The sequence below is a fragment of the Mycolicibacterium cosmeticum genome (assembly GCF_000613185.1).
GTDB classification, from domain to species: domain Bacteria; phylum Actinomycetota; class Actinomycetes; order Mycobacteriales; family Mycobacteriaceae; genus Mycobacterium; species Mycobacterium cosmeticum.
Genome location: NZ_CCBB010000002.1, coordinates 325,195 through 347,260 on the forward strand (window position 1 = coordinate 325,195; position 22,066 = coordinate 347,260).

At 68.3% G+C, this 22,066-nt stretch carries 17 protein-coding genes; 7 read left to right on the top strand and 10 right to left on the bottom strand.

Annotated features, from left to right (window positions below; genetic code table 11):
* Positions 1-2: 2 nt before the first annotated feature.
* Entirely contained in the window at positions 3-1,148 is a 1,146-nt protein-coding gene (locus tag BN977_RS16795; protein WP_081664469.1) for a glycosyltransferase, read from the bottom strand.
* A 473-nt stretch (positions 1,149-1,621) separates the two neighbouring features.
* Between BN977_RS16795 and BN977_RS16800 the strand changes: the two genes are divergently transcribed.
* Both BN977_RS16800 and BN977_RS16805 read left to right on the top strand, forming a co-directional pair.
* Complete coding sequence (locus tag BN977_RS16800; protein WP_024453974.1) at positions 1,622-2,944, top strand: UDP-glucose dehydrogenase family protein; 1,323 nt, start codon at positions 1,622-1,624, stop codon at positions 2,942-2,944.
* Entirely contained in the window at positions 2,944-3,873 is a 930-nt protein-coding gene (locus BN977_RS16805) for a glycosyltransferase family 2 protein (protein ID WP_024453975.1), read from the top strand. Before BN977_RS16800 ends, BN977_RS16805 begins: the two co-directional genes overlap by 1 nt.
* Positions 3,874-3,927: 54 nt before the next feature.
* On the opposite strand, the gene BN977_RS16810 is transcribed toward BN977_RS16805, so the two are convergent.
* From BN977_RS16810 to BN977_RS16820, 3 genes are read right to left on the bottom strand one after another with little or no spacing between them, the layout of a single operon-like run.
* Positions 3,928-4,722, bottom strand: a complete 795-nt coding sequence (locus BN977_RS16810; RefSeq protein ID WP_036399739.1) for an ABC transporter permease — start codon at positions 4,720-4,722, stop codon at positions 3,928-3,930.
* Complete coding sequence (locus BN977_RS16815; protein WP_036399741.1) at positions 4,719-5,456, bottom strand: ABC transporter permease; 738 nt, start codon at positions 5,454-5,456, stop codon at positions 4,719-4,721. The genes BN977_RS16810 and BN977_RS16815 overlap by 4 nt, the downstream gene beginning before the upstream one ends.
* Positions 5,453-6,385, bottom strand: a complete 933-nt coding sequence (locus tag BN977_RS16820) for a daunorubicin resistance protein DrrA family ABC transporter ATP-binding protein (RefSeq protein WP_036399745.1) — start codon at positions 6,383-6,385, stop codon at positions 5,453-5,455. The genes BN977_RS16815 and BN977_RS16820 overlap by 4 nt, the downstream gene beginning before the upstream one ends.
* Positions 6,386-6,534: 149 nt before the next feature.
* Between BN977_RS16820 and dnaE the strand changes: the two genes are divergently transcribed.
* The 4 genes from dnaE (at position 6,535) to BN977_RS16840 (ending at position 12,719) form a co-directional block, all read left to right on the top strand.
* Positions 6,535-10,077, top strand: coding sequence for a DNA polymerase III subunit alpha (gene dnaE / locus BN977_RS16825; protein ID WP_036399749.1), 3,543 nt, complete (start codon positions 6,535-6,537; stop codon positions 10,075-10,077).
* A 139-nt stretch (positions 10,078-10,216) separates the two neighbouring features.
* Positions 10,217-10,705, top strand: coding sequence for a hypothetical protein (locus BN977_RS16830; RefSeq protein ID WP_036399752.1), 489 nt, complete (start codon positions 10,217-10,219; stop codon positions 10,703-10,705).
* Complete coding sequence (locus tag BN977_RS16835; RefSeq protein ID WP_109790224.1) at positions 10,702-11,886, top strand: HTTM domain-containing protein; 1,185 nt, start codon at positions 10,702-10,704, stop codon at positions 11,884-11,886. Before BN977_RS16830 ends, BN977_RS16835 begins: the two co-directional genes overlap by 4 nt.
* Positions 11,887-11,894: 8 nt before the next feature.
* The gene (locus BN977_RS16840) at positions 11,895-12,719 is read left to right on the top strand and encodes a hypothetical protein (RefSeq protein ID WP_051561681.1); all 825 of its coding nucleotides are present in this window, start codon (positions 11,895-11,897) and stop codon (positions 12,717-12,719) included.
* 4 nt (positions 12,720-12,723) lie between these two features.
* Here the strand turns inward: BN977_RS16840 and BN977_RS16845 are convergent, their stop codons facing one another.
* The gene (locus BN977_RS16845; RefSeq protein WP_024453981.1) at positions 12,724-13,437 is read right to left on the bottom strand and encodes a hypothetical protein; all 714 of its coding nucleotides are present in this window, start codon (positions 13,435-13,437) and stop codon (positions 12,724-12,726) included.
* A gap of 61 nt (positions 13,438-13,498) precedes the next feature.
* On the bottom strand, positions 13,499-13,693 hold the full coding sequence (locus BN977_RS16850; RefSeq protein ID WP_024453982.1) for a hypothetical protein: 195 nt from the start codon (positions 13,691-13,693) through the stop codon (positions 13,499-13,501).
* Between the two features lie 99 nt (positions 13,694-13,792).
* Here BN977_RS16850 and ilvA point away from each other — a divergent pair, with 99 nt between their 5' ends.
* Positions 13,793-15,085 (top strand): threonine ammonia-lyase IlvA, encoded by a 1,293-nt coding sequence (gene ilvA, locus BN977_RS16855; RefSeq protein WP_024453983.1) that lies wholly within the window; start codon positions 13,793-13,795, stop codon positions 15,083-15,085.
* Here the strand turns inward: ilvA and BN977_RS16860 are convergent.
* From BN977_RS16860 to glgX, 4 genes are all read right to left on the bottom strand, one after another.
* Complete coding sequence (locus BN977_RS16860) at positions 15,082-15,861, bottom strand: methyltransferase domain-containing protein (protein ID WP_084172586.1); 780 nt, start codon at positions 15,859-15,861, stop codon at positions 15,082-15,084. The genes ilvA and BN977_RS16860 overlap by 4 nt on opposite strands.
* 87 nt (positions 15,862-15,948) lie before the next feature.
* Positions 15,949-17,664 (bottom strand): malto-oligosyltrehalose trehalohydrolase, encoded by a 1,716-nt coding sequence (gene treZ / locus BN977_RS16865; protein WP_036399758.1) that lies wholly within the window; start codon positions 17,662-17,664, stop codon positions 15,949-15,951.
* Positions 17,661-19,922, bottom strand: a complete 2,262-nt coding sequence (gene treY / locus BN977_RS16870; RefSeq protein WP_036400400.1) for a malto-oligosyltrehalose synthase — start codon at positions 19,920-19,922, stop codon at positions 17,661-17,663. The genes treZ and treY overlap by 4 nt, the downstream gene beginning before the upstream one ends.
* 14 nt (positions 19,923-19,936) lie before the next feature.
* Positions 19,937-22,066, bottom strand: a complete 2,130-nt coding sequence (gene glgX, locus BN977_RS16875) for a glycogen debranching protein GlgX (RefSeq protein ID WP_036399760.1) — start codon at positions 22,064-22,066, stop codon at positions 19,937-19,939.

Sequence of the window (22,066 nt, forward strand, 5' to 3'; positions counted from 1 at the left end):
GATCAGGCGCTGACGGCGCGACCACCGGTGAGCACCGCGGCCGTCCGGTTCGCCGCGTCGCGCCAGCTGCCGTAATGCTCGGCCCAGTCCCGCACCGCGGCGTGGTCGGTGATCCCGGCCGCGGCACGTGCCTCGGCCAGGCCCGCGGCCAGGCCGTCGACGGAGGGTTCGACGGCGTACAGCCGTTGCGGGCCGGCCAGGTCAGCGAGGTGGTGCAGGGCGGGCCCCACCACGGGGCAGCCCATGCTCAACGCCAGGACGGCGCTCCCGGAGGTGAAGAACGCCCGGTGGGAGATCACCGCGGCGTCGGCCGCACCGTAGTAGAGCGGTACCTCACTGTCGGGAATGTGCTTGGCGTGCACGATGATCCGGGGATCGTCCGCGGCCAGCGCGAGCTCTGCCGACACATCGCCCTGACGGGTGCCCGCGATGATCAGGCGGTCGTTCGCGCCGGCGATGCGCTGGAACGCCTCGATGGCGTTGCCGACGCCCTTGTACGGCCGGATGCGTCCGAAGGCGAGCGCCACGAAGCCGTCGGACGGGATGCCGAGCCGGGCGCGCGCCTCCTCGCGCGACGGCGGTGCCGGGTAGTCCGCCACGTAGTGCGGGTGGTGCACCGTGGTGCACGGTCCGGTGTAGCCGAAGGTTTCGGCCAACTCGGCGCAGGCGCCGTCGAAATGCACGAACACATGGTCGGTCATGGCCAGCAGATCGCGGCGCGCCTTGCGGCCCAGATCGGGATGCGGGTCGTCGTGCGGCACCAGGTTGTGCGCGGTCCAGGCGATCCGCACCCCGCGGCGCTTGAGGGCGCGCAGCTGGATCCGGACGGAGGCGGCATGCACCCGGTAGAGCAGCCGCGATTTGTGCAGGTGGGCCTCACCCGGCCAGTGCAGATGCAACCAGTCACCGGGGCGCAAGCGGTATGCGCCCAGGTAGAGCAGGGTAGACGACCCGGCGCGGACGCCCGATGCGCGCAGCGACTCGATCAGGCTGGGCAGGTAGGGGTTGTCGAACCAGCGTGGCCACATCTGCACCCGCACGTCGCTGTGCTGCGCCGCCGTGGCGTGTGCTGCGGCGCGCCGACGGTCCCCCCGTGCCGCGCGCTTACGCATCGATGACGGATTCCTGACCAGCCCCCACGTAGTCATGGGCGGGACACTAACAACCTAAAGTGCCTGGTACCAGGCGGTTTTGCAGACTGGGCCGAGACGGGCGGCCACCGCTCACCGACGAGAATTTGCTGTGCGGCAAATTAGTGATCAAATGTGCACGCTGTGTGGCATCTATGTGGCCCAATTCACATTTGCCTGCTGTGTGCGTGCAACCTGAAAAATTTTTCGTTAACGGCGTGGGGCGCGTCGCCGGACCGGCGACCCGCCGCGCCGGTGTCACCTCCGGTTCATCGACCCGTCGAACGGCGTTCGCGGCCGGGCACGATGTTGCGTGCGCGTGTCCGCCCATGGCGAGAGCGGTGGTGATGAGGTGTGGTGTACTTAGCTGCGACCGAGCAAGGAGAAGTATTGGCGGGCAGACTCGATCGGGCCTCGAACGCGCTTCGCGACAGTCGGCCGATGGCCCCCGTGCGGTCGCACCACACTGCGAGAGCCTGGAGTTCAGCTAGATGAGAATGAGCGTCATTGGAACGGGCTACCTCGGTGCCGTCCACGCCGCCTGCATGGCACATATCGGGCACGAGGTCGTCGCGTATGACACCGATGCGGCCAAGATCGCCGCGCTGGCGACCGGCACCTCCCCGTTCTACGAACCGGGATTCGACGAACTGCTCACCGAGGTGCTCGGCACCGGCCGGTTGCGGTTCACCCAGTCAGTGCAGGAAGCGGTCTCCGGCGCCTCGGTGCACTTCGTCTGTGTCGGGACGCCGCAGTCGTCGGGTTCGGACGCGGCCAATGTCGCGTACGTCGACAGCGCGTTCCGCTCGGTTGCGGTCAACGCCGATGCCGACGGATTGATCGTCGGCAAGTCGACCGTGCCGGTGGGCACGGCGCAGCGCCTCGCCGCCGAGGTGGCGGCCACGTCGTCGCCGCACCGGCTCGAGGTCGCATGGAATCCCGAATTCCTCCGGGAGGGCAAGGCGATCGAGGACACGCTGCAGCCGGACCGCCTGGTCTTCGGGGTCACGTCCGAATACGCCGAGAAGACGTTGCAAGAGGTCTACGGCAGTCTGCTGGATGCCGGGACGCCGCATCTGACGGCGGACCTCGCAACCTCTGAACTGGTCAAGGTGGCGGCGAACGCCTTTCTGGCCACCAAGATCTCGTTCATCAACGCGATGGCCGAGGTGTGCGAGATCGTCGACGCCGATGTGGTGACGCTCAGCCGCGCGCTGGGTTACGACGACCGGATCGGTAAGCGATTCCTCAACGCCGGCTTGGGTTTCGGTGGCGGGTGCCTGCCCAAGGACATCCGCGCCTTCAGCGCCAGGGCCGGTGAGCTCGGCGCCGCCGACGCGCTGCGATTCCTGCACGAGGTCGACAAGATCAACCTGCGCCGGCGCGAGAAGGCGGTGTCGGTGGCGCGCGCCGTCGTCGGCGGTGAATTCCTGGGCAAGAGCATCGCCGTGCTGGGTGCGGCGTTCAAGCCCAACAGCGACGACGTCCGCGATTCGCCGGCCCTGAACGTGGCCGCCGCCATGCACCTGAAGGGCGCCGACGTGCGCGTGCACGATCCGAAGGCGATCGAGAACGCGAAAGCCCGGTTCCCGACGCTCGGGTACTTCGCCAGTGCCGAGGACGCCTGCCGCAACGCGGATCTGATCGTGCTGGCCACCGAATGGGACGAGTACTGCAACATCGACCCGGTGGCGTTCCGGTCGGTGGTGAAAGAGCCGCGCCTGCTCGACACCAGGAACGCGATCGACCGGGAGTACTGGTCCGGCGCCGGATGGCAGGTGTACAGCCTCGGCCGGGGCGGACTGAACGTCTGATGACCAAGCAGACCATCGAGGTCATCATCCCGGTCCGCAATATGGCCGACCATCTGCCGAAACTGCTGGCGCCGCTGCTCGACCAGCTGGCCGACGGGGACCGGCTGACCGTCGTCAACGACGCGTCCACCGACGAGACCGAAGCGGTGGCACGGTCGCTGGGCGCCAATGTGGTGACGGTGACCGACAGCCGGGGCCCCTACTACGCCCGGCAGGTGGCGGCGAGCAAGTCCACGGCGGACATCCTGCTGTTCACCGACGGGCGCTGCCGGCCGCTGCCGGGACTGATCGAGGCCCACCGGACCCTGCAACAGAAACCGGGAGTCGCGCTGTCCTGCACCAACGTCCGCACGGTGTCCGGGCCGACGCTGGCCGCCAGGATGGCCGCCGCGATGCAGCCCTTCATGCTGCCGCGCGGTGGCGGGGCGATGAAGGCCACCATCGGGATGGTGCCGCCCAAGCCGGACTACTATCCCACCGCCAACCTCGGCATCGACCGGACCGCCTTCGCGAAGGTGGGCGGCTTCCGGTCGATGCGCGGCGGCGGCGACCTCGACATCTGTTGGCGCATCCAGGAACAGGCATTGGGCACGATCGCCACCGACACCCGGGTCCTGATGGAGTGGGAGCCGCGCACCTCGATGCGGGATCTGGCCAGTCAGTGGAAGCGCTACGGGCACAGCAACGCCTACATCCGGTGGGCCAGCCGCAACGACGCCGGCGCGGGCGGGCAGGCCGCGCCGCGGCATTCACCGGTGCAGGCGTGGGCGACGCTACGCGCCGAGTTGCGCCGTCCGCCCGCCGAATTGGCGGCCAACGCGCTGGTCGGGCTGGCCTTCCAGTACGGCTATCTGTCCGCGACGCTGAAGCGCTCGGAATTCGAGATGCCGGCGCGCTTCGACATCGCGCCCGACCTGGATTCGGTGTAGCCGGGCCGTACTGGCCTTAACGACGGCTCAGCCACCTCTGTTCAATCAGACGGCTCAGCCGTCCTGTTTGCCGCCCTCGACCGCCGCCCGGTACCCGCGCACGGCGACCGGCACGAACAACGCCGCGATCAGCACCGACCACAGCGCCGTCAGCAGAATCGGTTGCCACAGCTCGCCGCCCGAGGACAACGCCCGCATGGCCGCCGCCGGCGGCGCGACCGGCTGGTACTCGGCCAGCGGGCGCAACACGGCCGGCAGCCGGTCCAGCGGGATGAGCGTCGCGAAGGCCAGACCCATGCAGGCGGTCTGCGTCCAGGTCAGGATGATCCGGCCCTGCGGCCGCAGGGCGAGCGTGATCACCACGGTCGCGAAAACCATCACCACGACCACCGGCATCAGCAGGTAGCCGAGCAGCTCGACCCAGCCGCCACCGAAGCGGAAACCCATGACGTAGCCGGTGGCCACGACGAATGCCGACCCGGCGAAGGTGCGCACCGCCTCGGCCAGCAGTGCGCCGGTCAACGGCGCCGTCCGGTGCACCGGCATCAGCCACAGCCGGGTCAGCAGGCCGCTGTCCCGGTCGTACGGCACCGCCAGGCCCGCCCCGACGGCGCCGGACATCGCGCCGGCCAGCGTGCACACCGGGATCAACAGGTCCAGCCCGCTGTTGCCGGTCAGCCGGACCATCGACTTGCCCACCAACGCGCCGTAGATGATCAGCAGCAGCGTCGGGAACAGCAGCGCCTGCAGGGGCACCATGGGATACCGGCGCCACTGCACGAACAGCCGGCCCGCGAAGATCCAACTCTCCGCCAGCAGCGAATGCCGGTGTGCTGAGCTCGTTGTCACGACGTGCGCCCCTGAAGTCGGATGGCGATCGGGCCGAACACCACCAGCATGCCGATGCACCACGCCAGGCTGGTCGCCAGGTTGGCCATCGTGACGTGACCGCTGGTGAAGCCGCGCAGCGTCTCGGTGATCTGCGAGATGGGCTGGTAGCGCACGAAGCCCTGCAGCCAGGACGGGAACGCCTCGACGGGGGCGAGCCCGGTGGACAGCATCACCAGCAGCAGCTGCGGGATCAACAACAGCTGGCTGGCCACCTCGGTGCGGCCGGCCTTGGCGCCCGTCGCGTCCGCACCGAACGACAGCGCCAGCGTCAGCGTCAGGGCCAGCAGCACAAACGCTGCGGCATAACCGAATCCGGTGTCCAACCGGAAGCCGAAGAGGTACGCCGCCAGGAACGACGCCACCAACGCCAGCACGCCACGGATCAGGCAGTACGCCATCCGGGCCATCAGCGGTGCGTAGGGCGAGATGGGCAGGGTGCGCATCCGGGCGCTCAGCCCGCTGGCCTTCTCCCACGCCGCGCGGTCGGTGGTGGTCAGCGCGCCGAACAGCATGGCCTGCACCACCACCGCGGGCAGGATGTACTGGGCGTAGCTCATCTGGCCGGTCGGGATGATGTCGCGCAGCAGGAACGTCAGACCGATCAGGCCGGAAATCGGAACCAGCGCCGCGAAGGCGAGATCCATCCGACCCTTCTGCACGATGCGTGCGGTCAGCAGTGCGAACGCCGTCACTTCGAGATGACCGGGGTGGTGAGGTGCAGGAACACCTCGTCGAGGGAGGGCCTGCGCAGCGAGATGTCCAGCAGCTCGACGCCGAGCCCGTCCATCCGGCGGAACACCTCCGACAGCGTCGCCACGCCCTGCGGGGCGGGCACCGACACGGTGCTGGTGTCGGTGTCCACCTCGACCTCGTGGAAATCGGCGAGGGCCGCGGCGATTCGCGGCAGATCGTCGGAGTTCAGCGCCGTCATCTCGCAGTAGCTGGAACCGGTCTGGCGCTTGAGCTCGTCGGCGGTGCCCTTCGCCACGATCTGGCCGTGGTTCAGGATGACGATGAAGTCGCTGAGGATGTCGGCTTCCTCGAGGTACTGGGTGGTCAGCAGGACCGTGATGTCCTGAGCCGCCATCGAGGACACCAGGTTCCAGACGTCGCGCCTGCTGCGCGGATCCAGCCCCGTCGTCGGCTCGTCCAGGAACAGCACCTTGGGCATGACCACCAGGGAGACCGCGATGTCGATGCGCCGCCGCATGCCTCCGGAGTAGCCGCTGACCTGCCGGTCGGCCGCGTGCCCCATGTCGAACTGGGTGATCAGCTCCTCGGCCCTGGCCCGGGCCTCGGCGCGGCGCAACCCGCGCAGCCGCCCGAACAGCACCAGGTTCTCCCGGCCGGTCAGCCGCGGATCCAGGGCGGCGTCCTGACCGGTGACACCGATGCTGCGGCGCACCATCGCCGGTTCGGTGGCCACGTCATAGCCCGCGACGATGGCCTGGCCGGAGGTCGGCTTCAGCAGTGTCGAGAGGATTTTGACCGTCGTCGTCTTCCCGGCGCCGTTGTGCCCCAGCAACGCGCACACGGAGCCGGTGGGAACGGAAAAGCTCACGTCGCGCAGGGCGGGGACGCTGCCGCCGAATGTCTTGGCGACATTATTGAGCTCGATCACGGAGTCATACGATACAGCCGTCGCGGGGTATGTGAGACCTACGGTCGCAGGGTCACACCGGGGCCGCCGCCACGCCCCACGCCGGGTGAGCAGACACGTCGCGCGACACGCCGAGAACTGTCGGTGGGCACCCATAGACTGGCGTTCCTATGAGCTCTCACCGGTCCTTCGTGCACTTACACAACCACACCGAATACTCCATGCTGGACGGTGCGGCGAAGGTCAAGCCGATGATCGCCGAGGCGCAGCGCCTGGAGATGCCCGCCATCGGGATGACCGACCACGGAAACATGTTCGGCGCCAGTGAGTTCTACAACAAGGCGACCGAGGCGGGCATCAAGCCGATCATCGGCATCGAGGCCTATATCGCGCCGGCGTCGCGCTTCGACACCAAACGCGTCACGTGGGGCGATCCCAGCCAGAAGGGCGACGACGTCTCGGGTAGTGGTTCCTACACCCATATGACGATGGTCGCCGAGAACGCGACCGGGTTGCGCAACCTGTTCAAGCTGTCCTCGCTGGCCTCCTTCGAAGGCCAGCTCGGCAAGTGGTCGCGGATGGACGCCGAGCTGATCGCCGAACACGCCGAGGGCATCATCGCCACCACCGGCTGCCCGTCCGGCGAGGTGCAGACCCGGCTGCGGCTGGGCCACGAGAAAGAGGCGATCGAGGCCGCGGCCAAGTGGCAGGACATCTTCGGCAAGGACAACTTCTTCCTGGAGTTGATGGACCACGGCATCGACATCGAGCGCCGGGTCCGCGAGGGGCTGCTCGAGGTAGGCCGCAAGCTGGGCATCCCGCCGCTGGCCACCAACGACTGCCACTACGTCACGCGTGAGGCGTCGCACAACCACGAGGCGCTGCTGTGCATCCAGACCGGCAAGACGCTGTCGGATCCGGCCCGGTTCAAGTTCGACGGTGACGGCTACTACCTCAAGTCCGCCGCGGACATGCGGGCGCTGTGGGATCCGCAGGTGCCCGGCGCGTGCGATTCCACGCTGCTGATCGCCGAGCGGGTGCAGTCCTACGCCGACGTGTGGACCCCGCGCGACCGGATGCCCGTCTTCCCGGTCCCGGACGGGCACGATCAGGCCAGCTGGCTGCGGCACGAGGTGCACGCCGGCCTGAACCGGCGTTTCCCGGACGGGGTGCCGCAGGAATACCTCGACCGCGCCGACTACGAGATCAAGGTCATCTGCGACAAGGGTTTCCCGTCGTACTTCCTGATCGTGGCCGACCTGATCACCTACGCGCAGTCGGTCAACATCCGGGTGGGCCCGGGTCGTGGCTCGGCGGCCGGCTCGCTGGTGGCCTACGCGATGGGCATCACCAACATCGACCCGATCCCGCACGGCCTGCTGTTCGAGCGGTTCCTCAACCCGGAGCGCCCGTCGGCCCCCGATATCGATATCGACTTCGACGACCGTCGCCGCGGTGAGATGGTGCGCTACGCGTCGGAGAAGTGGGGCAGTGACCGGGTGGCCCAGGTCATCACCTTCGGCACCATCAAAACCAAAGCGGCGCTGAAGGACTCGGCCCGCGTGCACTACGGCCAGCCCGGTTTTGCCATCGCCGACCGGATCACCAAGGCGCTGCCGCCGCCCATCATGGCCAAGGACATCCCGCTGTCGGGGATCACCGATCCCAACCACGAGCGGTACAAGGAAGCCGCCGAGGTGCGGGGACTGATCGACACCGACCCGGACGTGCGCACCATCTACGAGACCGCCCGCGGCCTGGAGGGCCTGGTCCGCAACGCCGGCGTGCACGCCTGCGCGGTCATCATGAGTTCCGAACCGCTCGTCGACGCCATCCCGATGTGGAAGCGGGCGCAGGACGGCGCCATCATCACCGGGTGGGACTACCCGTCGTGTGAGGCCATCGGCCTGCTCAAGATGGACTTCCTGGGTCTGCGCAACCTCACCGTCATCGGTGACGCGCTGGAGAACATCAAGGCCAACCGCGGCATCGACCTGGACATGGATCATCTGCCGCTGGACGACCCGGCCACCTACGAACTGCTGTCCCGCGGTGACACCCTGGGCGTGTTCCAGCTCGACGGCGGCCCCATGCGGGATCTGCTGCGCCGCATGCAGCCCACCGGCTTCAACGACATCGTCGCCGTGCTGGCGCTGTACCGCCCCGGCCCGATGGGCATGAACGCGCACAACGACTACGCCGACCGGAAGAACGGCCGCCAGCCGATCAAGCCGATCCACCCCGAGCTGGAAGAACCGCTCAAGGACATCCTGGCCGAGACCTACGGCCTGATCGTCTACCAAGAGCAGATCATGTTCATCGCCCAGAAGGTCGCCTCGTACACCATGGGCAAGGCCGATGCGCTGCGCAAGGCGATGGGCAAGAAGAAGCTCGAGGTGCTCGAGGCCGAGTACAAGGGCTTCAAGGAGGGGATGACGGCCAACGGCTTCTCCGAGGCCGCGGTGAAGGCGTTGTGGGACACCATCCTTCCGTTCGCCGGGTATGCGTTCAACAAGTCGCACGCCGCCGGCTACGGCCTGGTGTCGTTCTGGACGGCCTACCTCAAGGCCAACTTCCCGGCCGAATACATGGCCGGGTTGCTCACCTCGGTCGGTGACGACAAGGACAAGGCCGCGGTGTACCTGTCGGATTGCCGCCGGCTCGGGATCACCGTGCTGCCACCGGATGTCAACGAATCGGTGCACAACTTCGCCTCGGTGGGCAACGACATCCGGTACGGGCTCGGTGGTGTGCGCAACGTCGGTGCCAACGTGGTGCAGTCGATCATCGCCGGGCGCCGCGACAAGGGGAAGTACACCGATTTCTCCGATTACCTGAACAAGGTGGACATCACCGCCTGCAACAAGAAGGTGACGGAATCCCTGATCAAGGCCGGCGCGTTCGACTCGCTCGGCCATCCCCGCAAGGGTCTGTTCCTGGTGCACGCCGACGCGGTGGATTCGGTGCTCGGCACCAAGAAGGCCGAGGCCATCGGTCAGTTCGACCTGTTCGGCGGCGGTGACGGTGATACCGGCATCGAATCGGTCTTCACCATCCCGGTGCCCGAGGGGGAGTGGGACGACAAGCACAAGCTGGCGCTGGAACGGGAGATGCTGGGCCTGTACGTGTCCGGCCATCCGCTCGACGGGGTGGCGCACCTGCTGACCGCGCAGGTGGACACCCAGATCCCGGCGATCCTGGAAGGCGACATCGCCAACGACACCCAGGTGCGCGTCGGCGGCATCCTGGCCTCGGTCAACCGTCGCGTCAACAAGAACGGCCTGCCGTGGGCGTCGGCTCAGTTGGAGGACCTCACCGGCGGTATCGAGGTGCTGTTCTTCCCGCAGACCTACTCGGCGTTCGGGGCCGACATCGCCGACGATGCCGTGGTGCTGGTCGGTGCCAAGGTGGCCAAACGCGATGACCGGATCTCGCTGATCGCCAATGACCTTGTGGTGCCCGACTTCTCGAATGCCCAGCCGGACCGGCCGCTCGCACTGAGCCTGCCGACCCGGCAATGCACACACGACAAGGTGACCGCGCTCAAGCAGGTGCTGGCCCGCCACCCCGGCACGGCGCAGGTGCATCTGCGGTTGATCAGCGGGGAGCGCATCACCACCTTGGAGTTGGACCAGTCGCTGCGGGTGACACCGTCCTCGGCGCTGATGGGTGACCTGAAGGCCCTCCTGGGCCCCGGCTGCCTCGGGGGATAGCCGGGGTACGCCGATCGGGCGAATTTCAGGACTCGCCCTGACCCTGGGCCGAGTGCGGGTTACCGTGCCGTTGGCGGCTTTCAGCAAACCTGGATGAGGGTCTTCGTCTGGGTGCCGCCTTGACGCGGCGGAGGACGCGGTGGGGCCTACTGGCAAGCGCACGGTGCGGATCGTCTTCGGCGCGACGGTGCTGTGGATCGTCGCGCTGCAGTACATCCCGTTCGCGGTGTGGCGCGCGGAGCCCTACCCGGCCCTCGTTTTGCCCGGCTTCCCGGCGCACTGCGCGGGCTGTCTGCTGGAAACCGGTGTGCCGCAGGCGAAAGAACCGGCGGTGGTGGTGCGGTTCGCCGACGGCGTGCCGCAGCGGGTGCCGTTGGACAGCCTGCTGCCCGCGGGTCCGTCCGTGCGCCTGATGGTGTTCACCGCCGCGTTCAGCGACGGCAGGGTCGCCACCGATCCCGGTGCCGTCGCCTGGCTGCGCTCCAGGACGGCCCGACTGTTCCCCGATCACCGGCCGACCGGGCTGGACATCATCTGGCGCACCGCGACCTACCGTGCCGCGGACGCGTCGGCGGTGGAGTACCAGCCGCTGCGCACCATTCACATCGATCTCGGGAACCCGACGTGACGATCGCCGAGCGGTTCGACCGCTGGGTCGACAGCGGGCCGTTCACCCCGGCGGACCTCGGGATCTATCGGATTCTGTACGCGATCAGCACCCTGTTCATCGTCCCGGACATTGCGTGGCTGGGGCAGTACCCGGATTTCATGTTCCACGCCCCACCGGGGCCCCTTCGGGTGTTCTCCGGGTTCCCTTCGCCGGGTGTGCTGATCGGGCTCGAACTGCTGCGTTCGCTCACGCTGATCCTGCTCGGCCTCGGCCTGTGGACCAGGTTCGTGTCGCTCGCCGCCGCGGTGATGCTCTTCGTGACCTACGGCTTCATGTACTGCCTCGGCAAGGTCGACCACACCATCCTGTTGTTGCTGGTACCGCTGGTGCTGGCGTTCGCGGACTGGGGGAACCGCTACTCGATCGACGCCTGCCGACACGGGGCTGCGCCTCCGCCGCAGCGTCAATGGCCGTTACGCCTGCTCGCCCTGTTGATCGGGTGGGGATTCTTCACCGCGGCCCTCACCAAGTTGCTGACCGGTTGGCTGTCGGGATCCAGTCAAGCGGCGCGGGGGTATTTCGTGCTCGGTTTCCTGACCGAGGGCCGGACGTACTGGCTGGCAGAGTGGCTGGCCGCGCACGACATCCGGGCGGTGTGGGAACTGGCCGATTGGCTGACGGTCATCTTCGAGTTCTCCGTCTTGCTGGCGATGCCGTGGTGGCGTTCGTTCCGGACGGTGCTCGCCGTCGCCACCACCTTCCATCTGGGCGTGCTGCTGACCATGGGTATCGACTTCAGCAATGCGGTGGTGGCCTATGGCGCGTTCGTGTCGTGGGGCGTCATCGCGCGGCGGATCGGTGAGTCGGCCGTCGGGAGATCCCTGGCCACCGTGCGCCCCGTGCGGCTCGGGCGGACCGGCGCGCTGGCCGTGTCGTGGCTGTGCGCCCTCGGCGTCGGTGCGCTGGCGTGGGTTCTCATGACCGGCCCGGCGGGGCGGATCTCCACCGGCCTCATTGCCGGCAATCTGGTCATCGTGCTCGGGGCGGGCATCGGGCTGTCGTACCTCGCGCTGCAGGCCAGCCGCACGCAGCGGGCCCTGAATCGATTGCTGTCCGCCGTACGAGCGAAATCGAAGACTCCCGCTGCCGCTCACCCGCTGACCGATTATCCTGCACAAAGGCGGTGGGGACCGCCCTAGGGGGCGAGATGCGCAACACGGGTGTTCTTCCCGGAAATGGTGTCGAGTGGGGCCTGGCCCTGTTCGAGTTCGCGACGCTGAGCCCGCGATTGTGGTTGCGGAATCGGCATTGCGACATCCCGGTGGTCGGCGACGGTGCGGCCGATGTGTCGCTGACCAGCCACGGTCGCCGGATCGGCACGGTGTGGCGGACGATCGAGACCATCGGGGCCGGCACCGTCAAACCGCGCCGGCTGATCCTGTGGCTCGACGACCCGGCCGCGATGGCGGCGCTGCCGTCATCACTCGTCCGGTTGCGTGAGCGCGGGCTGGAGGTCAGGCTGTGTCGCGGCTACGGCCCGCACACCAAGTACTACCCGTATGTCAGCGAAATTGCTTGTGACGACGAAGATTTCACGCTGGTCACCGCCGATGACGACGTCTACTACCCTCCGACGTGGTTGGAGGAGCTGCTGCGCGCGCACCGGCCGGGTCAGGTCACGACGTTCCGGGCCCGGATCCGGTCGGTGGACCCGTACGTCAGCTGGCCGACGTGCACCACCACCGAGACCTCGGAGCGGGTGTTCGCCACCGGTGTCTCGGGAGCGGCGTACCCACCGGAACTGCAGCGCACCCTGCGTGACCGCGGTGCGGAGTTCCTGACGGTGTGTCCCCGCGCCGACGATTTCTGGCTGCACTACGCCGCCGTGGCGACGGGGATCCCGGTCCGCCAGGTGCGCGACACCGCCGCGTTGTGGTGGTCGATGCCCGTCGCGTCCAAGCGCGGGCTCTGGGACGGCAAGGGCACCGCCAACGACGCGATCGCGGCGGCGACGGAACGGGCCTGGTTGTGAGCACTCACTTCAGCACGTTCACCGCGCGGGCGATCACCAGCGCCACCGTCGACATCGACACCAGCGCCTGCACCGTCATGAGCATCTTGGCCCAGCGGGCCAGTGGCATGGTGTCGGTCGGGGAGAAGGCCACCACATTGGTGAAGCTGACGTAGAGATAGTCGACGAAGGTCGGGCGCCAGCCGGGTGCGGCGGTGTTCGGGTCCGTCATCTGCGGGAACAGGAAATCGGGATAGGGCTGCTCGCCGGCGCGCCGAGCGAAGGGTCCACCACGATCCAACTCCCAGTACCACAGCGCGAAGGCCAGCACGTTGGTGATGAAAATGGCCCCGCCGCTGCCCAGCAGCACGGCCGCGTCGTTGCTGACGTCGCCCGACAGGATCCGGTAGTCCAGCACCACGGCCGAGGCGGTGTTGTCGACGGTGATGGCGACGGTCAGCGCCAGGCTGCCCCAGCGTGCCGCGGTGGTCCGGCGGGTCAACCGCAGCGGGTTGATCGCCACCAGCACCACCACCAGCAGCAGTTCCATGACGACCAGCGGCCAGCGGGGCACCACGGTGTAGCGCTCGGGCACCGCGCGTTGCAGGGCGACGGCCACCAGGATGGCCACCAGCACCGGCAGCCGGTTCTCGGGTTCACCGGGACGCAGCCAGGACGGCACCCGCTGCTCGGCGCGCTTGACGAATGCCTCGGCCGGCGTCTCCGGATGGGGTTCCATCGGCCCAGTGTGGCCGCCCTCGCTGCCTACCCGCTGTAGGTGCGGCGGCGCGCCGCGCCGGCTAGCGGCGGCTGGTGGTGGTGCCGAGGACGGCCCAGGTCACGGTGCTGATCGCGGCCGCGCTCAGCACCGCGGCGGGGGCGCTGGCGGTGAGCACCCCGACGACGATCAGCGCGAGCGCGCCGACGATGAGCGCGATCACCTTGTACGTCGGCCACGGGACCCCGGCAATCCGCACTTCGGTTGGCGTGGTCATGAAGCAACGATAGCGCGTAACCCAGAGTTCGGACAACCGAAACTCGGGTCGCGGCGCCCAGTTTTTCGCCGTGCGCACCGATGGTGGCACCATGAAGCGGTGTCTGCCGAACTGAGCCAGGATCCCCGAAGGACGCAGCTGACCTCACCCGTCTGCGCTGCCGATATCGACGAGGCCGCTCAGCGAATTTCCGGCGTGGTCAGCGCCAGCCCGCTGCAGTTCAGCGAACGGCTGTCCACACTGACCGGCGCCCAGGTGTACCTCAAGCGCGAGGACCTGCAGACGGTGCGGTCCTACAAGCTGCGCGGTGCCTACAACCTGCTCATGCAGCTGTCCCCGGAGGAGCTGGCGGCCGGGGTGGTGTGCTCCTCGGCCGGCAACCACGCCCAGGGATTCGCGCTGGCCTGCCGTTCGATGGGAGTGCACGGCCGGGTGTACGTCCCGGCGAAGACCCCCAAGCAGAAGCGGGACCGGATCCGCTATCACGGACGTGAGTTCATCGAGGTCATCGTCGGCGGCAAGACCTACGACCTGGCGGCCGAGGCGGCCCTGGAGGATGTCGCCAGGACCGGCGCCACGCTGGTCCCGCCGTACGACGACCCGCGCACCATCGCCGGCCAGGGCACCATCGCCGTCGAGATCCTCGACCAGTTGGCGGCCGAACCCGATCTGGTCATCGTGCCGGTGGGCGGGGGCGGGTGCGTCTCGGGTATCACGACGTACCTGTCGGAGCGCACCGCGGGCACCGCGGTGCTCGGTGTGGAACCCGCCGGTGCCGCCTCCATGATGGCCGCGCTGGCCGCCGGTGGTCCGGTGACCCTCGAGCACGTCGACCAGTTCGTCGACGGCGCCGCGGTGGCCAGGGCCGGCGTCCACACCTACGCGGCGCTGGCCGCCGCCGGGGACATGGTGTCGATCACCGCCGTCGACGAGGGCGCGGTGTGCACCGCGATGCTCGACCTCTACCAGAACGAGGGGATCATCGCCGAGCCCGCCGGTGCGCTGTCGGTGGCCGCGCTGCGCGAGACCGATATCGAGCCGGGGTCGACGGTGGTGTGCATCGTCTCGGGCGGCAACAACGACGTGTCCCGCTATGGCGAGGTGCTCGAGCGCTCCCTGGTCCATCTGGGCTTGAAGCACTATTTCTTGGTCGACTTCCCGCAGGAGCCGGGCTCGCTGCGCCGCTTCCTGGACGGCGTGCTCGGCCCCAACGACGACATCACCCTGTTCGAGTACGTCAAGCGCAACAACCGGGAGACCGGCGAGGCGCTGGTCGGCATCGAACTCGGTTCGGCGTCCGATCTGGACGGCCTGATGGCACGCATGCACGGCTCGGAATGCCACGTGGAACTGCTGGAGCCGGGCTCGCCGACCTACCGCTACCTGACCTAGGCGGATTCGTCCTTGCGCAGCGTGATGCAGGTGAAGGTGTAGCGCAGGTCCATCCGTTTCCAGTGCACCGGGCGTTGGGTGCAGTCCAGGTCCACGTCATGGGTCGGGGTCAGCCCGACGCCGGCGGCGATATCGAGGGCGTCCAGGATGTCGCCGCGGGTGAAGATCTTCACCGGCACCCCGTAGGCGATCTTGCCGCCGGTGTCCACCGGTTCCGGGAAGTAGTCCGTCGAGGTGGCCAGCACGCCGCCGGGCCGCAGGATGCGGGCCATCTCGGTGAAGTAGGCGCGCAGGTCGACGCCGTGTTCCACGACGCTCTGGCAGGCGATACCGGCGAAGGTCTCGTTCGCGAACCGGGTGCGGGTGATGTCGCCGGGCTCGAAGCGGATCGGTCCGCGCCGGAACGGCTTGTCGAACACGAGGTTGATCCCGGTCAGGTCACGGCGACCGTACAGGTAGAGCGCGGCGAGGATCATCGAATAGGTCTCCGCGCCCGCGTCCAGGATCGGCCCGTCGGTGGAAAGCATCGCGGCCGTGATGATCTCGGTGTCCCAGTTCTTGGGGCCGTCATTGTGAGCGGGCAGCCCGAGCCGCCGCATGGCGGCCAGCGACTGCTGCCACTGCTCGGTCGACTTCAGCGTCGTGCACCAGGACGGCACGGTGATCGGTTCCGTGGGCCGGGAGGCTCCGCTACCGTGTAGCCACAACCGGTATACGGCCTCAGGTGCGAAAGCCTGCTCGGTGACGCGTTGCAGCAAAGTCGATCCGACGCTCATTCGGCAAGTCCCCCTTCGTGTTCCGCGTCACACGGTAACGCAGGGCGACGTGCCTGTTGGCGGGTTCGTCAATTTCTCCGACGGGGACTATCCGGTGCGCAGCACCGCGAACGAGTGTCCCGGCAGCCGGGTGGCCGACCCGTCCGGCGCCGGATCGTCGGACGCCAGCACCACGGTTCCGGTCACCGGGACCAGCACCGCTTCGGTGTTCAGATTGCAGACCACCGCAAAAGCACCGCGGTGCATGGCGATCCAGCGGCTGTCCTCGTCGTATTCGACGCGCAGATGCGGCAGCCACGGGTCGGCGAAATCGGACTCGTTGCGGCGCAGGCGGATCAGGCCGCGATAGATCTCCAGCAGCCGGGCGTGTTCGCCGCTGCGCACCTCGGACCAGTCCAGCTTCGACCGCTCGAACGTCGCCGGGTCCTGCGGGTCGGGGATCTCGTCGGCGTCCCAGCCGTGCGCGGCGAACTCGGCCTTACGGCCCTCCGCGGTGGCCCGGCCCAATTCCGGCTCCGGGTGCGAGGTGAAGAACTGGAACGGGCTCGACGATCCCCACTCCTCGCCCATGAACAGCATGGCGGTGTACGGCGAGCCGAGGGCCAGTGCGGCTTTCACCGCCAGCTGGCCGAACGTCAGGTTCTGCGACGGGCGGTCGCCGACGGCGCGGTTACCGACTTGGTCGTGGGTGAGGGTATAGGCCAGCAGCCGGGTGGCCGGAATGGTGGTGGTGTCCAGCGGGCGGCCGTGCCGCCGGTGCCGGAACGACGAATAGGTGCCGGCGTGGAAGTAGCCGTGCGTCAGCGTCTGCGCCAGGGTGGCCAGCGATCCGAAATCACCGTAATAGCCCTGCCGTTCGCCCGACACCGCGGTGTGGATGGCGTGGTGGATGTCGTCGTCCCATTGGGCGGTCATCCCGAGACCCCCGTGGGCGACCGGGGTGATCAACCGAGGGTCGTTGAGGTCGCTCTCGGCGACCAGCGACAGCGGCCGCCCCAGTTCGATTGCCAGCGCCTGCGTTTCGGTGGCCAGCTCCTCCAGGATGTGAATGGCGGTGGTATCCACCAGGGCGTGCACCGCATCCAGGCGCAGGCCGTCCGCACCGAAATCACGCATCCAGCGCAACGCGCAATCCAGGATGTAGCGGCGCACCTCGTCGGCGTCGGCGTCGGCGATATTGATCGATTCGCCCCACGGATTGCTGCCGCGCGACAGGTACGGCCCGAACCGGGGCAGGTAGTTCCCGGACGGCCCGAGGTGATTGAACACCGCGTCGATCAGCACGCCGAGGCCCCTGGCGTGGCAGGCGTCGACGAACCGGAGCAGGCCGTCCGGGCCGCCATAAGGTTCGTGCACGGCGTACCACAGCACTCCGTCGTATCCCCAGCCGTGCGTGCCGCTGAACGCGTTGACCGGCATCACCTCGACGAAATCGACACCGAGTTCCACGAGGTGGTCCAGTTTCTCCACGGCCGAATCGAAGGTGCCGCCGGGGGTGAAGGTGCCCAGGTGCAGCTCGTAGATCACCGCGCCCTCGACGGACCGGCCGGCCCACGGTGCGGGTGCGGCCTGCGGCTGCCACAACGCCGACCGGGCGTGCACACCATCGGGCTGGCGGGCCGAGCGCGGGTCGGGCAGCACCGTCTCGTCGTCGTCGAGCACGAAGCCGTACCGGGCACCGGGCGCCGCGGGCACGTCGGCGCGCCACCAATCGTCGTCGCCGCGCGTCATCGGGTACCGCGTCCCGTCGACGTCCAGGCGCACCACCTGGGGGCGCGGGGCCCACACCGCGAAGGAGGTCATGGCAGGCGCTCCAGCAGGGCCACGGGCACCTGCTCGAACAGATCGCCGGCCGGCACCGTTCCGGTGAACGTGCGTCCGGATATCCGGTCCGACCAGGAGCCGTCGGGCAGTTCCACGGTGGTGTCCCCCCAACCGGTTTCGTTCAGCCGGACGGTCCAGCGCGCCACCGCCACCAGCACATCGGACCCGCGCCCGAACGCCAGCACGTGTTCGGCCGCGGAACCGGACGCCGACAGCGGGTGATACCCGCCGGCCAGGAAGGTGTCCGGTTTGTCGCGGCGCAGCCGCAGGGCCGCGGCGACCACCCGGATCTTGGGCTCGCTGCCGGCGGCCAAGGCGGCCCGGCGCGCCGCATAGTCGACGAGGCGACGGTTGTCCGGGTCGACGAGGCTGTCGTCGGGCAACTCGGTGCCCTGATAGACATCGGGGATGCCGGGCACCGTCAGCGCCAGCAGCTTCTGGCCCAGTGCGTCGCCGGCCGCGTGCGGGTGCACCTGCGCCACCAGGGCGGTCAGTTCGGTGGCCACCGGTCCGTCGATGATCGCGTCCAGCCAGGCGTGCACGGCCGCCTCGAAGTCGCTGTCCGGATCGTTCCACGTGGTGTGTGTGGCGGCCTCCCGGATCGCCTTCTCGGTGTAGCCGTGCAGCCGGGCGCGCAGCTCGTCGGACACCTCACCGTCGACCGGCCATACCCCGAAGATGTTCTGCCACAAGAAGAGTGCGGTGTCCTCGTCGGGGGCCAGCACGATGTTCGACCAGCGCCGCACCCGGTCGGCCCACAGTGCGGGAATCTGGGACAGCACCCCGATCCGCGCCCGCACGTCCTCGCTGCGCTTGGTGTCATGCGTCGACGTGGTGACCATGGCCCGCGGCCACAGCCGCGCCCTGGTCGCCGCGCGCAGGTGGAATTCGGCGGCCGTGACCCCGAACCGGTCGGGCTCGCCACCCACCTCGTTCAGTGACACCAGGCGGGCGTCCCGGTAGAACAGGCAGTCCTCGACGGATTTCGCCGTCACCGCGCCACACAGCTGCTGCAGCCGCTTGGCGCCCTCCCCGCCGAGGGCCAGCGATGTCGCCACGAGCTCCAGTGGCTGCACAAGATCGCTTCGCGCAGCGGCGGTTTCGGCTATCGCGACCGGGCCGACCGTGGCCAGGCCCGGATAGTCGAACCGGTACACCCCGACATGGGTGAGCAACGCGGTGACCGCCTCGGCGAGCAGCGGATGATCGGTGCCGGCCTCGGCGGCAATGGTGCGCCGCAGCCGGGCCAGCTCGCTGGCCAGCGTCGAGGTCGCGGTGATGGCCTTGAGCTGCCCGGTGGCCTCGGCGGTGTCGCGGTGATACAGGGCGCTCAGCTCCGGCTCCCCGCTGGGGTCGACGAACACCCCGCCGACCTCGCGCAGCGCGTCGTAACCCGTGCTGCCGTCGACCGCAAGGCTGGTGTCCAGCGGCTCGTCGGGAGCCAGGATCTTCTCGATGACGATCCAGGCGTCCGGCCCCACCAGTGCGCGCAGCCGGGCCAGGTAGTCGGCCGGGTCGGTCAGGCCGTCCGGGTGGTCGATGCGCAGGCCGTCCACGAGCCCCTCGGTGAACCAGCGCCGCACCTCGGCGTGCGTGGCGGCGAACACGTCGGGGTCTTCCTGCCGCAGGCCGGCCAGCGAGGTGATGGAGAAGAACCGGCGGTAGCCGCACACATTGGTGCGCCAACCGACCAGCCGGTAGTGCTGGCGGGCGTACACGTCGGCGGGGGAGCCGTCACCGGTGCCCGGGGCGATCGGCCAGCTCCGGTCGCCGAGGCGAAGGACGTCACCGTCGACGGCGAGACCGTCGACGTCGTCGTCGGAGCCCAGCACCGGAAGCACCACCCGCCCGTGCGGATCCAGGTCCCAGTCGATGTCGAAGAAGGACGCGTACGCCGAATCCCGGCCGTGTTCGAGCACATCCCACCACCACGCGTTCTGTGTGGGATCGTCCACGCCGACGTGATTGGGCACGATGTCGACGACCAGGCCCAGGCCCCGCGCCCTGGCGGCCGCCGAAAGCCGTTGCAGCCCTTCGGCTCCGCCCAGTGCCGCGGATACTGTCGTCGGGTCGGTGACGTCGTAGCCGTGGGTCGACCCGGCGGCCGCGGTCAGGATGGGGGACAGGTACAGGTGCGACACCCCGAGGTCGGCCAGATAGTCCAGCAGGCCTTCGGCGTCGGCGAAGGTGAACGAATCAGCGCGCAGCTGAAGGCGATACGTCGCCAGGACAGGGATCACCGGGAGCCCGCTCAGCTCGTCTTCTGCAACACCAGCAGGGAACGCGGCCGCAGCGAGATCTTCTCTCCCGCCGCGGCGGCCAGGTCGTTGGTGCCCTCCGGGTCGGCGGTGTCCAGCACCGCGGTCCACTGCTCGGCATAGGCCTCGGCGGGCAGCACGAAATCCAGCGCCTCGTCATGGGCGTTGAAGCACAACAGGAATGAGTCGTCGGTGACCCGTTCGCCGCGGGCATTGGGCTCCGGGATGGCATCGCCGTTGAGGAACACCGCGATGCTCTTGCCGAAGCCCGAACCCCAGTCTTCCGGCGTCATCTCGGTCCCGGCCGGTGTCAGCCAGGCGATATCGCGTTCCTGCTCGGCGGTGCGGATCGGTGTGCCCGCAAAGAATCGGCGCCGCCGGAACACCGGGTGGTCCTTGCGCAGCGCCACCACCTTGCGGGTGAAGTTCAGCAGGTCGGCATTGGTCTCGCACATCGACCAGTCCACCCACGAGAGCTCGGAGTCCTGGCAGTAGGCGTTGTTGTTGCCGCCCTGGGTGCGGCCGATCTCGTCGCCGTGGCTGATCATCGGGGTGCCCTGGGACACCATCAACGTGCCCAGGATGTTGCGCATCTGCCGGTGGCGCAGCTCAAGGATGTCCGGGTCGTCGGTGGGACCCTCCACCCCGCAGTTCCACGACCGGTTGTGGCTTTCGCCGTCACGGTTGTCCTCGCCGTTGGCCTCGTTGTGCTTCTCGTTGTAGGACACCAGGTCGTTCAGCGTGAAGCCGTCGTGGCAGGTGACGAAGTTGATGCTCGCGCCCGGGCGCCGTCCGGTCGCCTCGTAGAGGTCCGAGGAACCGGTCAGCCGGGAGGCGAACTCACCCAGGGTTGCGGGCTCGCCCCGCCAGTAATCGCGCACAGTGTCGCGATATTTCCCGTTCCACTCGGTCCATAAACCTGGGAAGTTGCCGACTTGATAGCCGCCCTCGCCGATGTCCCACGGTTCGGCGATCAGTTTCACCTGGCTGATCACCGGGTCCTGCTGCACCAGGTCGAAGAACGCGCTGAGGCGGTCGACGTCGTAGAACTCGCGGGCCAGGGTGGAGGCCAGGTCGAACCGGAAACCGTCGACGTGCATGTCCAGCACCCAGTACCGCAACGAGTCCATGATCAGCTGCAGGGTGTGCGGGTGCCGGGCGTTGAGGCTGTTGCCGGTGCCGGTGAAGTCCTTGTAGTACTGCGGCTGACCGTCGAGCAGCCGGTAGTAGGCGGCGTTGTCGATACCGCGGAAGTTGATGGTGGGCCCGAGATGATTGCCCTCGGCGGTGTGGTTGTAGACCACATCGAGGATGACCTCGATCCCTGCCTCGTGGAAGGAGCGCACCATGGCCTTGAACTCCGCGACGGCGCCGCCGGCATGCTGGTTGGCCGCATACTGGTAGTGCGGTGCCAGGAAGCCGAAAGTGTTGTAGCCCCAGTAGTTTCGCAGTCCGAGGTCGAGCAGCCGGTGATCGTGCAGGAACTGGTGCACCGGCATCAGTTCGATGGCGGTGACGTTCAGCGATTTGAGGTGGTCGATGATCGCCGGATGCGCCAGCCCGGCGTAGGTGCCGCGCTGCTCCTCGGGAACGCCGGGATGCCGCTGCGTCATGCCCTTGACGTGGGCCTCGTAGATGACCGTCTCGTGATAGGGCGTCTTGGGTGCGCGATCGGACCCCCAGTTGAAGAACGGGTTGATCACCACGCTGGTCATGGTGTGGCCCAGCGAGTCCACGCCGGGCAGCGGGCCGGGAACCCCCGGGTCCTCGGCGCTCAGGTCGTAGGAGAACAGTGCCTGGCTGAAGTCGAAGTCACCGTGGAACGACTTGCCGTAGGGGTCCAGCAGCAGTTTGCTCGGATCGCAGCGGTGCCCGGCGGCCGGGTCCCACGGCCCGTGCACCCGGAAACCGTAGCGCTGGCCCGGGCTGACGGTGGGCAGGTACGCGTGCCACACATACCCGTCGACCTCCTCGAGCGGGATGCGTTCCTCGGTGCCGTCCTTGGCGATCAGACACAGGTCGACCTTGTCGGCCACCTCGGAGAACAGCGAGAAGTTGGTGCCCGCACCGTCATAGGTCGCCCCGAGCGGGTAGGCGGTTCCCGGCCACACCGCGTTCACCAT

Coding starts and splice junctions, on each gene's coding strand:
- BN977_RS16795 (WP_081664469.1), bottom strand. CDS start 1,148: ATGACTACGTGGGGGCTGGTCAGGAATCCGTCATCGATGCGTAAGCGC.
- BN977_RS16800 (WP_024453974.1), top strand. CDS start 1,622: ATGAGAATGAGCGTCATTGGAACGGGCTACCTCGGTGCCGTCCACGCC.
- BN977_RS16805 (WP_024453975.1), top strand. CDS start 2,944: ATGACCAAGCAGACCATCGAGGTCATCATCCCGGTCCGCAATATGGCC.
- dnaE (WP_036399749.1), top strand. CDS start 6,535: ATGAGCTCTCACCGGTCCTTCGTGCACTTACACAACCACACCGAATAC.
- BN977_RS16840 (WP_051561681.1), top strand. CDS start 11,895: ATGCGCAACACGGGTGTTCTTCCCGGAAATGGTGTCGAGTGGGGCCTG.
- BN977_RS16845 (WP_024453981.1), bottom strand. CDS start 13,437: ATGGAACCCCATCCGGAGACGCCGGCCGAGGCATTCGTCAAGCGCGCC.
- BN977_RS16850 (WP_024453982.1), bottom strand. CDS start 13,693: ATGACCACGCCAACCGAAGTGCGGATTGCCGGGGTCCCGTGGCCGACG.
- BN977_RS16860 (WP_084172586.1), bottom strand. CDS start 15,861: ATGAGCGTCGGATCGACTTTGCTGCAACGCGTCACCGAGCAGGCTTTC.
- treZ (WP_036399758.1), bottom strand. CDS start 17,664: ATGACCTCCTTCGCGGTGTGGGCCCCGCGCCCCCAGGTGGTGCGCCTG.
- glgX (WP_036399760.1), bottom strand. CDS start 22,066: ATGGTGAACGCGGTGTGGCCGGGAACCGCCTACCCGCTCGGGGCGACC.